Genomic DNA, 14798 nt, shown 5'->3' with positions numbered 1-14798 from the left:
TACTAGCATCGTGTTATATTGACGGCAATATAAGCGCCTGGAGTATTCACCTGCTATGAGCACTTCCGCATTGATTCCCGAAAGTAAACTGCCTGCCCTGGGCACCACCATCTTTACCCAAATGAGCGCGCTGGCGCAGCAGCATCAGGCGATCAACCTGTCTCAGGGCTTCCCTGATTTCGACGGGCCGGACTACCTGAAAGAACGCTTGGCCTGGCACGTCGCCCAGGGCGCCAACCAATATGCGCCGATGACCGGGGTGGCGCCGCTGCGCGAAGCCATCGCCGACAAAACCGCCGAGCTGTATGGCTGGCAGCCGGACGCCGCTGCTGAAGTGACCGTCACCGCCGGCGCCACCGAAGCGCTGTTCGCCGCCATCAGCGCGCTGGTGCGCCCCGGCGATGAGGTGGTCTGCTTCGATCCCAGCTACGATAGCTATGCGCCGGCGGTGACGCTGGCCGGCGGCGTACTCAAACGCCTCGCCCTGCAGCCGCCCGCGTTTGCCGTGGATTGGCAACAGTTCGCCGCCGCGCTGTCGCCGCGCACCCGCCTGGTGATCGTCAACACGCCGCACAACCCGTCCGCCACCGCCTGGCAGGCGGAAGATATGCAGCAGCTGTGGCACGCCATTGCAGAACGCGAAATCTACGTGCTCAGCGACGAAGTCTACGAACACATCTGCTTCGCCAAAGGCGGCCACGCCAGCGTGTTGGCCCACCCGCAGCTGCGCCAACGGGCGATCGCGGTGTCCTCCTTCGGTAAAACCTTCCACATGACCGGCTGGAAAGTGGGTTACTGCGTGGCGCCCGCCGCGCTGAGCGCCGAGGTGCGCAAGGTGCATCAATACCTGACCTTTTCGGTCAACACCCCGGCGCAGCTGGCGCTAGCGGATAGCCTGCGTGCCGAGCCGGAGCACTGGCGGCAGTTGCCGGCGTTCTATCGCGCCAAGCGCGATCGCTTTGTGCAGGCGCTGGCGCGCAGCCGACTGGAAATTTTACCCTGCGCGGGTACATACTTCTTACTGGCGGACTACAGCGCCATCTCCGATCTGGACGATGTGGCGTTCTGCCATTGGTTAACCGAGCACGTGGGCGTGGCGGCCATTCCGCTGTCGGTCTTCTGTGCCGATCCTTTCCCCCATAAATTGATCCGGCTGTGCTTCGCTAAACAGGACGCCACGCTGGATGCAGCTGCGGAGCGGTTATGTCGACTTTAAAAATTACCCTGTTGCAGCAACCTCTGGTCTGGCGCGACGGCCTCGCTAACCTGGCCGCCTTCGACGCGTTGCTGGCGCCGATCGCCGGGCGCGATCTCATCGTTTTGCCGGAAATGTTCACCACCGGTTTTGCCATGGATGCCGGCGAGAGCGCCCTGCCCGAACAGCAGGTGATCGACTGGCTGCGCAGTTGGGCGGTGAAAAGCCACGCGTTAATCGGCGGCAGCGTGGCGCTGAAAACGCCCGAAGGCGCGGTCAACCGCTTCCTGCTGGTAGAGCCGGGCGGCCAGGTGCATGCCTATGATAAACGCCACCTGTTCCGCATGGCCGGCGAACACCTGCATTACCAGGCCGGCAACCGGCGTGAAATCTTCGAGTGGCGCGGCTGGCGCATCCTGCCGCAGATCTGCTACGACCTGCGTTTCCCGGTCTGGGCGCGCTATCAGCAGGATTACGATCTGGCGCTGTACGTCGCCAACTGGCCGGCGCCGCGCAGCCACCATTGGCAAACGCTGCTGACGGCGCGGGCGATTGAGAATCAGGTGTATGTGGCGGGCTGCAACCGGGTGGGCGAAGATCCTAACGGACTGAGCTACAGCGGAGACAGCTTAATCATCAGCCCTCAGGGCGAGATCCTGGCGGATGCGGAACCCGGCGCGGCCACGCGCCTGGACGCCGAGCTGTCGCTGGAAACCCTGCAGAGCTACCGCAGCGCCTTCCCGGCCTGGCGCGATGCCGACAGCTTTCTGCGTCTCGACTGATTAAACACGCTCCCAGCCGGCGATTAGCGCGTCGATCTTCGGCAGAGAGATAAAGACTCCGCGCCGATGCCGGAAAAGGACGGCTCGTTCAGCACCAATAGGCCATGAAGTTGACGGTGGAGCGATCCAGATCGCGTTCGCCAATCAGGTAACGCCGCAGCGTTTTCACCGCAGAAGATTCGGCCGCCACCCAGGCATAAAAAGCGTTGCTGCCGGCCGCCCGCTCCCACAGCACCTCATCGCTCAGGCTGCTTTCCGCCAGTGACTGCGCCTGTGCGCACGCCGATGCGGGGATATCCACCCGCTGGCGCACCGCTTCCACCAGCAGCGTACCGTGTGCCAGCTGGCGGCCGACGTCACGCGGCAGCCAGTAGACCTCGGCGAACGGGAAATGCGCCAAATCCAGGCAATCCCCCGCCACCGGCACCTCAAAAAACGCCTGCACCCGCGGCGGATTGGCCTGCTGCGCCAGCTGTTCCAGAATCGCCATCGCCGCCGGCACCGCCGTCTCATCGGCGATCAGCAACGCCTGTTGCAACTGCGCCGGCGGCGCCCATTCGTAACCGCCGCTGTCGCCGTCGAAGTCACCGTTGGGGGCGACCGTTTGAATCGTGTCTCCGGGTTCGGCATGGGTCGCCCAGGCGGAAGCCGGGCCGTTCACGCCATGCAACACGAACTCGACGTCCATCTGATTCTGCTCGCGGCGCAGCGCACGCAACGTATAGGTGCGCATCACCGGACGCTGTTCTTTGGGGATCGCCATGTAATCGCCGTACCAGTCAGAGCTGTTGACCAACTGCGGGATCTTGCCGTCCGCCGCCGGGAACAACAGTTTGATGCGCTGGTCCGGCGCTTCGAGCTTCATCCGATGAATATCCGCACCTTCAAACACGCAGCGCACCAGCGAAGATGAAATCAGCGTTTTGCTTTTCAAGGTGATATCAAAAATTCTGTAGCTGGCGGACATGTTCTCGATTCTCCGGCAACGCTGTCGCTTGCGCGTATAGCCGATCGGCTGCCGTGTTGACGGCGTGGGGTGCTCGATCGCGCAGCGGGTAAAATGTTAATAAAACTAATTGATTACGTTAATGTATCGAAAAAAATCATATCATGATTTTATTGATAACAAGAAACGTTATTGATAAAAGAATCATTCTCAAAAAATACAATAACAATATCACCAGGAAATAACGATGAAACGCAAACACCTTTGGGTATTGAATCCTTGTCTGCTGGCAATGCTTGCGCCGGCGGCTTGGGCTGAGGATCAGAAAGCCGGCACCGAAGAGCAGATGGTGGTCTCCGCCAGCCGTTCGCACCGCAGCACGGCGGAAATGGCACAGACTACCTGGATCATTGAAAGCCAGGAGATCGAACAGCAGGTTCAGGGCGGTAAAGAGATCAAGGACATGTTGGCGCAGCTGATCCCCGGCATGGACGTCAGCGGCCAGGGCCGTACCAACTATGGCATGAATATGCGCGGCCGCTCGATGATGGTGATGATTGACGGCGTGCGCCTGAACTCGTCGCGCAGCGACAGCCGCCAGTTGGATTCGATCGACCCGTTCAATATCGACCATATTGAGGTGATTTCCGGCGCGACCTCGCTGTACGGCGGTGGCAGCACCGGCGGCCTGATCAATATCGTCACCAAAAAAGGGCAACAGGAACAGCAGGTCGAGTTGCAGGTCGGCGGTAAAACCGGCTTTGGCGGCCATAACGATCACGACGAGAACGTGGCGGCGGCGGTCAGCGGCGGCAACGACAACGCCTCTGGACGCCTGTCCGTTTCTTACCAGCGCTATGGCGGCTGGTATGACGGCAAAGGCAATGAGGTACTGATCGACAATACCCAAACCGGCCTGCAGTATTCCGATCGCCTCGACGTCATGGGCACCGGCACCCTCAACATCGACGATCATCAACAGCTGCAACTGACCACCCAATACTACAAAAGCCAATCCGACGGCGATCACGGCCTGTTCCTGGGAGAGAACTTTGCGGCGGTGACGGGCAACGCCAAGGCATATAACAGCGGTAACTTAAATTCCGACCGCATCCCCGGTACCGAACGCCACCTGATCAACCTGCAGTATTCCAACACTGATTTCCTCGGCCAGGATTTGGTGGCGCAGGTCTACTACCGCGACGAAACGTTGACCTTCTACCCGTTCCCGACGCTGGCGGGCAAAGCGCCGAACTATTACGTCAACAGCATTGGTGCTTCACAGCAAAAAACCGATTTCTACGGCGGCAAGCTGACGTTAAACAGCAAACCTGTCGACGCACTGACGCTGACTTACGGCATTGACGCCGAGCATGAAAGCTTCAACGCCAATCAGCAGTTCTTTAACCTGGCGAAGGCTCAGCAGTCCGGCGGCATGATGCTGGAGAACGCTTACAGCACCGGCCGCTACCCGAGCTATACCACCAGCAACCTGGCGTCGTTCCTGCAGGCCAGTTACGACATTAATCCCATTTTCACCCTGAGCGGCGGCGTGCGTTACCAGTACACCGAAAACAAGATCGACGACTTCGTCGGTTATAACCAGCAGCAGGCGATCGCCACCGGCGCCGCGACATCCGCCGACGCTATACCGGGCGGGAAAACCGACTACAACAACGCGCTGTTCAACGCCGGCCTGTTGGCACATCTGACCGAGCGCCAGCAAACCTGGTTCAACTTCTCTCAGGGCTTCGAGATCCCGGATCCGGGCAAATATTACGGTAACGGCACCTACGCGTTGAACGGCGGCCATTACCAGTTGTTGAAGAGCGTCAACGTCGGCGATTCCAAGCTGGAGGGCATCAAGGTCAATGCCTACGAACTGGGCTGGCGCTATACCGGCGATAACCTGCGCACGCAAATCGCCGCCTACTACTCGCTGTCCGACAAGAGCATCGCTATCAACAAAATCGACATGACCATTAACGTCAATGCGGATAAGCGCCGTATCTATGGGGTGGAAGGCGCGGTGGACTACTTCTTTGAAGACAGCGACTGGAGCGCCGGCACCAACTTCAACGTTATCCGTTCCGAAACCAAGGTCAACGGCGAATGGAAGAAGCTGGTGGTCGATACCGCCAGCCCATCGAAAGTCACCGCTTATGTCGGCTGGGCGCCGGGCGACTGGAATCTGCGCTTGCAGTCGCAGCAAACCTTCGATGTGTCGGACGACGGCGATTACACCAAGGCCAACTCCACCCAAGGCCGCAAAATCGATGGCTACAACACCCTCGATTTTCTCGGCAGCTATACCCTGCCGGTAGGGAAAATCAGCTTCAGCGTGGAAAACCTGCTGGACAAGGAATACACCACCGTTTGGGGCCAACGCGCGCCGATCCTGTACAGCCCGACCTACGGCTCGCCTGAGCTGTACAGCTATAAGGGCCGCGGACGCACCTTCGGTTTGAACTACTCGGTGTTGTTCTGAGGAATAAGGGGCCGGTCTGCCGGCCCCGTTCATTGGGCCGTACCGTTTTGCCGAGAGCAGAAACGACGAAGCCCTGAGTTATCGCTAACTCAGGGCTTCTGAATAGTGGCGGAACGGACGGGGCTCGAACCCGCGACCCCCTGCGTGACAGGCAGGTATTCTAACCAACTGAACTACCGCTCCGCGCCATTCCCTCTTGCGGGGGAACGAGGCGCATATTACGGACGCCTCTCGGTTCCGTCAACGCCTTTTTCTCACCAAATGAACCGTTTGCACAGTTTTTCAACGAAGGTTCATCCGGTGCGTTTTTTTCGTGCAAAAATGCCGTTACTCGGCCGGCGCACCGCGCCACAGGCAGCTGCCGCCCTTTTTCGCCACCAGATCCAGACGCGCCTCGTGCGCCTTCACTTCTTCGTCGCTGGCGTAGACCACTTTCATCGCCGTCGCCGGGCGGACGATGCGCTGAATTTCTTGCGTGGCGTCGTTTTGCTGGGTATCGCCTTCCATTTGGAACGCTATCGAGGTCTGACCGCCGGTCATCGCCAGATAGACTTCCGCCAGGATCTCGGCATCGAGCAATGCGCCGTGCAGCGTACGCTTGCTGTTGTCTATCTCATAACGGCTGCACAAGGCATCGAGGTTGTTGCGCTTGCCCGGGAACAGGCGGCGCGCCATCAGCAGGCTGTCGGTGATGGTGCAGAAGGTCTCGGTCTTCGGGATGCCCTGCTGCAACATGCGGAATTCGTGATCCATAAAGCCGATATCGAACGCCGCGTTATGGATCACCAGCTCGCCGCCGCGGATAAAGTCGAGGAATTCGTCGGCAACCTGATCGAAGGTCGGCTTGTCGGCCAGGAAGTCATCGCTGATGCCGTGTACGCCGTACGCTTCCGGATCCACCAGCCGATCCGGCTTGATGTAAACGTGGAAGTTGCGCCCGGTCAGGCGGCGGTTAATCACCTCCACCGCACCGATTTCAATGATACGGTGCCCTTCGTAGTGCACCCCAAGCTTGTTCATACCGGTGGTTTCGGTATCGAGGACAATCTGTCTGGTGGTTGTAGAGATCATATTGCAGTGCTCACAGCGCTCGTTTATGTCAGACTTGGCTTTTATAAAACTGATAGGAAGAGTCTACCAGAGATGCTCAAACAGGTAGAAATTTTCACCGACGGCTCCTGCCTTGGCAACCCCGGCCCCGGTGGCTACGGCGCGATATTACGCTATAAGCAAACGGAAAAAACCTTCAGCGAGGGTTTTCGTCTGACCACCAATAACCGCATGGAAATGATGGCGGCGATCGTGGCGCTGGAAGCGCTGACCGTGCCCTGCGCCGTGACGCTCAGCACCGACAGCCAGTATGTGCGCCAGGGCATCACCAGTTGGATCCATAACTGGAAGAAGCGCGGCTGGAAAACCGCCGACAAAAAGCCGGTCAAGAATGTCGATCTGTGGCAGCGGTTGGATCTGGCCATTCAGCGCCACGAGGTGAAATGGGAATGGGTCAAAGGCCACGCCGGCCACCCGGAGAACGAACGTTGTGACGTGCTGGCGCGCGAAGCGGCCGGTAAGCCGACGCAAGAAGACGTCGGTTACCAACCGGAAGCCTAAGGCAGCTTGCGATAGCTCTTGGTCGCGCCCACCGCGCGGCTAAGAGACGGCTTTCTCGCCCCCAGTTTCATCGGCGTAGGCGTTAGCGGCAAGGTGCGTTTGCGCGCCACAATCACGCTCATGCAGCCCAGCGCTGGCAAATGGGTACATAAAAACTTGCCGCCCTTGCGGTGCCACGGCAGCACGTGAAAACGCGACTGATGCAGCACCTCATAATTCAGCAGGCTGAGCCAATCCAACAGCCGCATCTGGGTAAACATGCGGCTGACATAGGGCTGGCGATGACGCAACCCGGGCACCAGCTTGCCCAATCCCAGCAGGCTGAACGGATTGAAGCTGCTGATAACCAACCAGCCGTCGTCGATCAATATCCTGTCCACCTCACGCAGCATGCGGTGCGGATCGTCCGCATAGGACAGCGTATGCGCCAACAGGCAGGCATCCACCGACTTGGCGGCGAACGGCAGTTGATAGGCATCGGCGATCACCTGCAGCCCGTCCCCCTCCAGCCCTACGTTGACCTGATGGGAAATCGCACATTTGTCCGTGGCCAGCTCGGCGCTGAGCATGCCCATCTTCAGCAGATGGAAACCGAACAGCTTGGGCCACCAGGGTTGCAACTGCCGCTCGAGCGCTTCACGATAGTACTCCCCCCACGGCAGCTCAGCCCAGGACTGCGGGCCGGTGAGCTTTTGTAGAGTATGGGCTGGTTTCATGATTTATTATCTTCTTTCAAGCCGTTGCCAACGAGAGGTACACCATGAATCTTATCAGCATTCCCGCCTTCCAGGACAATTACATTTGGTTATTGGATGACCGACAGGGGCGCTGCATTATCGTCGATCCGGGTGAAGCGCAGCCGGTACTCGAAGCGTTGCAGCGCCTGCAGCTGGCGCCGGCGGCGATCCTGCTGACCCACCATCATCACGATCACGTCGGCGGCGTGGCGCAAATCGTAGCGAAGTATCCCGGGCTGGCCGTCTATGGGCCGCAAGAAACCGCGGACAAAGGCGCCAACCACATCGTCCGCGACGGCGACACCTTTGACATCGATGGCCGCCAATACAGGACTATCGCCGTTCCCGGCCATACGTTGGGCCATGTGGCATTCTATAGTGCCCCTTATCTGTTCTGCGGCGACACCATTTTCTCCGCCGGCTGCGGCAGGCTGTTTGAAGGCACCGCCAAACAAATGTACGACTCATTTCAACAACTCGCGCAACTTCCCGATAACACCTTAATTTGCTGCGCGCATGAATATACTCTTTCTAATCTTAAGTTTGCGCGGGCTATTTTGCCGGAAGATCGAGAGATTGAAACATATCAACAACATGTTGAAGCGTTAAGGGCAAAAGGCCAAGCCAGTGTGCCGACCACGTTGCAATTAGAGCGCAAAATTAACCTGTTTTTACGTTGCCATGACGCTGATTTACAAAAGAAATTAGGCTTTAATTCACCACCGGAAAGCCTTCATTCAGTTTTTTCCGAATTACGCCTGCGGAAAGATAACTTCTAAGCTTTTAGTTGTGTTATTTGGCGAAGCAAAGTATTATTGCTCGTCTTTTAAGCAACTACATTGACACACACATGAAGGCTAAAGCGATATTTCTCGCCTCAGTCTTGCTAGTGGGTTGCCAGTCGTCCAGGCAGGACGCACCGGCGCCAGAACAGCATGCACAGAGTTTGTCTTCGGCTGGTCAAGATGGTGAAGCAGGAGAGTACACAGCAAATGGCCGAGCGAGCTCGGCGCGGTGGTTGGATAACAACAGTCCCGCCGCGCAACAGGACCTGTGGAACTTCATTAGCGACGAGCTGAAGATGGAGGTTCCGGAAAATTCCCGGATCCGTGATCAGAAAAGAAAGTACTTAAAAAGTAAGAGCTATCTCCACGATGTAACATTACGGGCAGAGCCGTACATGTACTGGATAGTCGGGCAGATTAAGAAACGTAATATGCCGATGGAACTGGTACTGCTACCCATAGTGGAGAGCGCTTTTGACCCACACGCCACGTCAAGTGCCAACGCCGCAGGGCTATGGCAAATCGTGCCGCAAACGGGTCGCAATTATGGTTTGAAAAACAATCAGTGGTATGACGGTCGACGCGATGTCGTCGCCTCGACAACCGCTGCGCTTAACATGATGCAGCGCTTGAACCGCATGTTTAACGGCGACTGGTTACTGACCGTAGCCGCCTATAACAGTGGTGAAGGCCGCGTGATGCAAGCGGTGAAGGCAAACAAACGCCAGGGTAAGCCAACCAATTTCTGGGCATTGTCGCTTCCGCGTGAAACGTCAATCTATGTCCCGAAAATGCTGGCACTGAGCGACATCATCAAGAACAGCAAGAAATACGGCGTGAAACTCCCGAAAACGGATGAAACCCGTGCGCTGGCTCGTATCGATGTCGGGCAGCAGATCCAGCTAACTCAGGCGGCTGAGATGGCAGGGCTTTCAGTCACCAAGATGAAAGCGTATAACCCAGGCTACAAAAAAGGCGTTACGGCACCCAACGGGCCCCATTACATCATGGTTCCCAAAGGGCATGCCGATCAGCTGAAAGACTCGCTGGCCGATGGCCAGATCGCCGTGACTCAACCAACGACGCAGTTGGCGAAGAACAGCGGTTTGTCCGGTGGCAGTTCGTATAAAGTGCGCTCCGGCGACACCTTATCGGGCATTGCCAAGCGGCTGAACGTTAAGACCAGCGATTTGCAGAGTTGGAACAACTTACGCGCCAAGAGCGCCATAAAAGTTGGGCAAACCCTGCAAGTGGCCAGCAATACTGGCAGTAACAGCAGTATCACCTACCAGGTTCGTAAAGGTGATTCGCTCGCCAGTATCGCACGTCGTCACGGCGTCGATATTAACGACGTGATGCGTTGGAATTCAACGCTCGCCAAAGGCAACCTACAGCCAGGTCTGAAGCTGACCCTGTTTGTCGGCAACAAGATGACGCCGGATACTTAAATGTTCGGCACAAAAAAAGCACCCTTCGGGGTGCTTTTTTATTACCTGCGATTCACCATACCGGCGAGTCTTTCTCCGGATGAAACTCCACCAACAACGGATTGTGATCCGACGCGCTGGTCACCAGCACCGACGCCTCTACGACCCCAAGATTGCGGTAAAACACGAAGTCCAACGGACGGCCAAAAGCCTTGCGGCGGTGATCATCGGTGAAGCTCACTTCGCGCAGCGCCATTTCGCCGGCGAAGTCATACAGCGCATTGATGCGCTTGCGGCTCCAGGCGTTGAAATCCCCCGCCATAATCACCGGCCCCCGGTGACTGGCGATCTGTTCGCCTATCGGCCCCAACTGCTTGCTGTAGACGTCGACGCCCAGGCTAAAGTTCACCGCATGGATGTTCACCACCATCAACAGTTCCCCGTTGTACAGCGGATAAACAGTGATCAGGGCCGACTTAGAAAGCCGCAGCAGCGGCTCTCGCTCGCGCAGCGGGCAGCAGTAAACCGGATGAGCGGCCGCCAGCGTCATCACGCCGGAAGGATGCTGCGGCAGCACAAAGGCCGGAACCTGATCGGCCGCCAGATAGTTGGCGGTAGCGTAGCTCACCAGTTCCGGCGTGGTTTGCGCCTCTTGCAACAACACCAGCTGCGCGTCTTTGCCATGGTTTTTCAGCACCGAAAGCCAGTCGGCTCGCTGCTGTTTGAAAATATTCCATACCATAACGCGCAGAGCGCCGGTCGTCGGCAGCGCCGCCCCTGGCGGCAACGGCTGGTTAACGGCGCCAGGAAAGATTCGCTCAACTGGCTGACCTGCAACATACCTCATTGCATAAGTTCGTTTCGGCACGCGATTCGCCTATTACCCATTAACATGAAAACTGGCGATGAAGACTCGCCAACGATGAATTGATTATACGCCTACCCCGCATAGAGGGCATGGCTTTTGCGGGCATCACCTTTTCAGTTATAGGGGCCACCTGCAGCGATTTCAATCTTCTGACGGTATAGCTGTGTAAAGACAGGGAGTAATAGGTGAAAAATGCGAAAAGGCCCGCAAAATGCGGGCCAGACAACAATGATTTTGTGTATCAAGCTGTTTGCAGCTGAGACTTTTTATCCAGGCGGCCGCTGAGGTTAACCAGCAACAGTGCAACTACCACGATCAGCGCGCCAATCCAGGGGGTCTGCGCCAGCCCCAGTGAGGCGACGGTCTGACCGCCAATCACCGAACCGAGCGCAATACCGATGTTGAACGCCGCGATATTGAGACCGGACGCCACATCCACCGCATTTGGCGTGTATTGCGCGGCTTTCTGCACCACATAGACCTGCAGCCCCGGCACGTTGCCGAAAGCGAACACACCCATCGCAATCACCGTCAGCAAAGCGGCAATACTGTGGCTGGCGGTAAACTGAAACACCAGTAACAAAACAGCCAGCGCGGCAAAGATAAAGCTCAACGCACGCACCGCCCCATGGCGATCGGCCAGCTTGCCCCCCCAGATGTTACCCACCGCCACCGCGACACCATAAGCCAACAGTATCCAGCTCACGGTCGGAGCAGAGAAGCCCGCCAGTTCCTGCATCATTGGCGCAAGGAAGGTAAAGGTCGTGAAGACCCCGCCGTATCCCAATGCGGTAATTGCGTAAATCAGCAGCAGACGAGGATGGGTCAGTACTTTCATCTGTTCCCGCACGCCGGCGCTGCCCTGGTTCTTGATATTGTTCGGCACCAGAATAATGCTGGCCACCGTAGCGACCGCGCCAATCAGAGAAACGGCCAGGAAGGTTTCACGCCAGCCAAACTGCTGGCCGATGAACGTCCCTAACGGTACGCCGGTCACCAGCGCCACCGTCAGGCCGCCAAACATGATGGCGATGGCGGAAGCCGCCTTCTCTTTCGCCACCAGGCTCGTCGCGATAGTGGAGCCGATAGAGAAGAACACGCCGTGCGCCAGGCCGGTCAACAACCGGGCAATCACCAGCGATTCATAGCTGGGTGATTGCCAGGCCAGCAGGTTACCGAGAGTGAACAGCACCATCAGGCCAACCAGCAGCAGCTTGCGCGGTATACGGCTGGTCAGGGCCGTCAGCACCGGCGCGCCAATGGCCACGCCGAGGGCATAGATAGTCACCAGCAATCCAGCGGACGGTACGGTCACCCCAATCTGCTCCGCGATAGTCGGGATCAACCCAACAATCACGAACTCGGTCGTGCCGATAGCAAAAGCGCTGATGGTTAAGGCAAGTAATGCGAGTGGCATTTTTTACTCCGAAATAGCATTCAAGTTGATGACGGCTATTATCTGCCTATGCTTAAATGATAAAAATGCTCAAAATTTCAAATTAACTTTGCTATCGGAGCAAAAATGAAAGCAAACTCAGACGAGCTGATCACCTTTGTCACCGTAGTGGAAAGTGGCAGTTTCAGCCGGGCGGCCGAACGCCTGGAACAAGCGAACTCCGTAGTCAGCCGAACGGTAAAAAAACTGGAAAGCAAACTGGGCGTGACGTTGCTCAACCGCACCACGCGCCAAATCAGCCTGACTCAGGAAGGAGAGAATTACTTTCGCCAGGTGCAGAAGGTACTGAACGACATGGCCGCGGCGGAAAATGCGCTGATGGAAAGCCGCCAGCGTCCGCAAGGTCTGCTGCGCGTCGACGCGGCAACGCCGGTGGTGCTGCACATGCTGACGCCTTTAGTGGCGGAGTTCCGCGAACGTTATCCTGAAATGTCGTTATCGTTGGTGTCTTCGGAAAACTTTATCAACTTGATCGAGCGAAAAGTGGATATCGCAATCCGCGTAGGCGAACTGACCGATTCCACACTGAAAGCGCGCAAACTGATGACCAGCTACCGGCATGTGCTCGCCTCTCCCGCCTATCTGGCTCAACACGGCACGCCGCTAACGGTAGAAGATCTTGAACATCACTGCTGCATCGGCTTCAACGACCTTCCCAGCTTGAACCGCTGGCCACTGGCTTGCTCAGATGGCAGCCAGTTGGAAATCACCCCAGGCTTGACGACCAATAGCGGAGAAACCCAGCGCCATCTCTGTCTGCATGGCAACGGTATCGCCTGCCTGTCGGACTTTATGAGCGACGAAGATATCAAACGTGGAGATTTGGTCCCGATTCTGGTGGAAGCGACACTGCCGGTCGCCATGCCGATCAACGCGGTTTATTACAGCGACAGCGCCGTCAGCAACCGTCTCCGCAGTTTTATTGATTTTGTGAGTGAATACCTGAAACGATAAAAAAGGCGCCCCGATGGACGCCTTATGCTGACTACTGCGAGGAATGATTAATCCCAGTTTGGCGCCAGACCTTCTGGGCTAACCAGACGGCCGTTGCACTCCAGTGCGGCAATCTGCGCCATATCTTCGTCGGTCAGCGTCAGTTGCTGCGCCAACAGGTTGCTCGCCAGGTTTTCACGCTTGGTCGAAGAAGGAATAACCGCATAACCCAGCTTCAATGCCCAAGCCAGGACAACCTGTGCTGGGGTCGCATTGTGACGAGCAGCAATGCTTTTGATCGTTTCGTCCTGCAGCGCTTTGCCGTAGGCCAACGTCATGTAAGAGGTGATGGCGATGTCGTGCTGCTGCGCAAATTCTACCACCTTGCGGTTCTGCAAGAACGGTGACAGCTCGATTTGGTTGGTGGCGATTTCATCGGCGCCAATCGCGTCAATCGCTTGCTGCATCAAGTCGATGGTGAAGTTAGATACGCCGATTTGGCGGGTCAGCCCCAGCTTTTTCGCTTCCAGCAGCTCAGCCATAAATTCGGCAACCGGCACTTCGTCGTTGGGTGACGGCCAGTGGATCAGCGTCAGATCAACGTAGGACGTTTGCAGTTTTTTCAGGCTTTCTTGCAGGCTTGGGATCAGCGCGCCTTTCGCCAGGTTCGCGATCCAAATCTTGGTGGTGATGAACAGGTCTTCACGTTTCACGCCGCTGGCAGCGATAGCCTGGCCAACAGCCGCTTCGTTTTCATAGATCTGTGCAGTATCAATAGTGCGATAGCCCAGCTCGAGTGCGGTGCTGACAGAATCGATAACAACCTGATCCTGAAGGCGGAAAGTACCTAAACCAAATGCAGGGATGCTCATAATGTTTTCTCTCATTAATGGGTAGATGTGGTATGAGGAAGATTATGGCAACTTTTTTATTGATCAAAAACGCCTGGTTCGGCATAAGACTTTTGATCTAAAGGCAACAATATGGGGAGTAAGGCGGTAAGGAAGGACAATTCCGGCCTGAAAATCGCAAAATATAGATATGAAAAAGCCCTGAGTCAGAGACTCAGGGCTTATCAATTAAGTGGCGGAACGGACGGGGCTCGAACCCGCGACCCCCTGCGTGACAGGCAGGTATTCTAACCAACTGAACTACCGCTCCACCGATTCTTTTACGTTGCATCTCTCGATGCCGGCAAATTCGCGCTTTGCGATTTGCGCATTACCAGTTGTCACACTGATAACGTTTATTTGATGCCTGGCAGTGTCCTACTCTCGCATGGGGAGACCCCACACTACCATCGGCGCTACGGCGTTTCACTTCTGAGTTCGGCATGGGGTCAGGTGGGACCACCGCGCTATTGCCGCCAGGCAAATTCTGTTTCATTCCAACCGCCTCACTCCCGTGAAGCCATCAGAACCAATCTCGGAACTTCGCTGAAAATCTCTCTAAAAACACCTTCGGTGTTGTAAGGTTAAGCCTCACGGATCATTAGTACTGGTTAGCTCAATGCATCGCTGCACTTACACACCCAGCCTATCAACGTCTTAGTCTTAAACGTTCCTTCAGG

13 protein-coding genes, 2 tRNA genes and 2 rRNA genes are annotated in these 14798 nt (G+C 56.7%); 7 read left to right on the top strand and 10 right to left on the bottom strand.

The window, feature by feature from the left end; translation table 11 throughout:
* Positions 1-55: 55 nt before the first annotated feature.
* The gene (locus ACJ8J4_RS09380) at positions 56-1216 is read left to right on the top strand and encodes a pyridoxal phosphate-dependent aminotransferase (protein WP_043135510.1); all 1161 of its coding nucleotides are present in this window, start codon (positions 56-58) and stop codon (positions 1214-1216) included.
* A complete protein-coding gene (locus ACJ8J4_RS09375) occupies positions 1204-1977 on the top strand; it encodes an amidohydrolase (RefSeq protein ID WP_043135508.1) in 774 nt (257 codons plus the stop codon). The genes ACJ8J4_RS09380 and ACJ8J4_RS09375 overlap by 13 nt, the downstream gene beginning before the upstream one ends.
* 88 nt (positions 1978-2065) lie before the next feature.
* Here the strand turns inward: ACJ8J4_RS09375 and ACJ8J4_RS09370 are convergent, their stop codons facing one another.
* Positions 2066-2944, bottom strand: coding sequence for a siderophore-interacting protein (locus ACJ8J4_RS09370; RefSeq protein WP_043135506.1), 879 nt, complete (start codon positions 2942-2944; stop codon positions 2066-2068).
* Between the two features lie 226 nt (positions 2945-3170).
* Between ACJ8J4_RS09370 and ACJ8J4_RS09365 the strand changes: the two genes are divergently transcribed.
* Positions 3171-5411 carry a TonB-dependent siderophore receptor gene (locus ACJ8J4_RS09365; RefSeq protein WP_149570252.1) on the top strand — a complete coding sequence of 747 codons (2241 nt, stop codon included), beginning with the start codon at positions 3171-3173 and terminating at the stop codon, positions 5409-5411.
* Positions 5412-5517: 106 nt separating this feature from the next.
* Here the strand turns inward: ACJ8J4_RS09365 and ACJ8J4_RS09360 are convergent.
* Positions 5518-5594: transfer RNA gene (locus ACJ8J4_RS09360), tRNA-Asp, on the bottom strand.
* A gap of 144 nt (positions 5595-5738) precedes the next feature.
* Entirely contained in the window at positions 5739-6482 is a 744-nt protein-coding gene (gene dnaQ / locus ACJ8J4_RS09355; protein WP_025301654.1) for a DNA polymerase III subunit epsilon, read from the bottom strand.
* A gap of 72 nt (positions 6483-6554) precedes the next feature.
* Between dnaQ and rnhA the strand changes: the two genes are divergently transcribed.
* Positions 6555-7022, top strand: a complete 468-nt coding sequence (gene rnhA, locus ACJ8J4_RS09350; RefSeq protein ID WP_033649910.1) for a ribonuclease HI — start codon at positions 6555-6557, stop codon at positions 7020-7022.
* On the opposite strand, the gene ACJ8J4_RS09345 is transcribed toward rnhA, so the two are convergent.
* A complete protein-coding gene (locus ACJ8J4_RS09345) occupies positions 7019-7738 on the bottom strand; it encodes a class I SAM-dependent methyltransferase (protein WP_025301652.1) in 720 nt (239 codons plus the stop codon). The two genes, rnhA and ACJ8J4_RS09345, sit on opposite strands and share 4 nt — an antisense overlap.
* A 44-nt stretch (positions 7739-7782) precedes the next feature.
* Here ACJ8J4_RS09345 and gloB point away from each other — a divergent pair, with 44 nt between their 5' ends.
* Both gloB and mltD read left to right on the top strand, forming a co-directional pair.
* Complete coding sequence (gene gloB / locus ACJ8J4_RS09340) at positions 7783-8538, top strand: hydroxyacylglutathione hydrolase (RefSeq protein ID WP_049295099.1); 756 nt, start codon at positions 7783-7785, stop codon at positions 8536-8538.
* 71 nt (positions 8539-8609) lie between these two features.
* Positions 8610-9992, top strand: a complete 1383-nt coding sequence (mltD, locus tag ACJ8J4_RS09335; protein ID WP_060447684.1) for a murein transglycosylase D — start codon at positions 8610-8612, stop codon at positions 9990-9992.
* Positions 9993-10044: 52 nt separating this feature from the next.
* On the opposite strand, the gene ACJ8J4_RS09330 is transcribed toward mltD, so the two are convergent.
* Entirely contained in the window at positions 10045-10839 is a 795-nt protein-coding gene (locus ACJ8J4_RS09330) for an endonuclease/exonuclease/phosphatase family protein (RefSeq protein WP_025160092.1), read from the bottom strand.
* 241 nt (positions 10840-11080) lie between these two features.
* Complete coding sequence (locus ACJ8J4_RS09325; RefSeq protein ID WP_197836462.1) at positions 11081-12256, bottom strand: MFS transporter; 1176 nt, start codon at positions 12254-12256, stop codon at positions 11081-11083.
* Positions 12257-12361: 105 nt separating this feature from the next.
* On the opposite strand from ACJ8J4_RS09325, the gene yafC reads away from it, so the two are divergent.
* A complete protein-coding gene (gene yafC / locus ACJ8J4_RS09320) occupies positions 12362-13249 on the top strand; it encodes a DNA-binding transcriptional regulator YafC (RefSeq protein WP_025301648.1) in 888 nt (295 codons plus the stop codon).
* A 47-nt stretch (positions 13250-13296) separates the two neighbouring features.
* On the opposite strand, the gene dkgB is transcribed toward yafC, so the two are convergent.
* The 4 genes from dkgB to ACJ8J4_RS09300 all read right to left on the bottom strand — a co-directional run.
* Positions 13297-14100: a 2,5-didehydrogluconate reductase DkgB gene (gene dkgB, locus ACJ8J4_RS09315; RefSeq protein WP_043135486.1), complete on the bottom strand. Its 804-nt coding sequence runs from the start codon at positions 14098-14100 to the stop codon at positions 13297-13299.
* A gap of 212 nt (positions 14101-14312) precedes the next feature.
* A tRNA-Asp gene (locus ACJ8J4_RS09310) sits at positions 14313-14389 on the bottom strand.
* A gap of 94 nt (positions 14390-14483) precedes the next feature.
* Positions 14484-14599 (bottom strand): 5S ribosomal RNA (rrf, locus tag ACJ8J4_RS09305).
* Between the two features lie 99 nt (positions 14600-14698).
* Positions 14699-14798: ribosomal RNA gene (locus ACJ8J4_RS09300) — 23S ribosomal RNA — on the bottom strand; the annotation flags it as partial.

The organism is Serratia sp. CY47280 (assembly GCF_052168655.1).
GTDB classification, from domain to species: Bacteria; Pseudomonadota; Gammaproteobacteria; order Enterobacterales; family Enterobacteriaceae; genus Serratia; species Serratia bockelmannii.
Note: the sequence above shows the minus strand (reverse complement) of the source record. Positions and strands in the feature narration are given on the sequence as shown.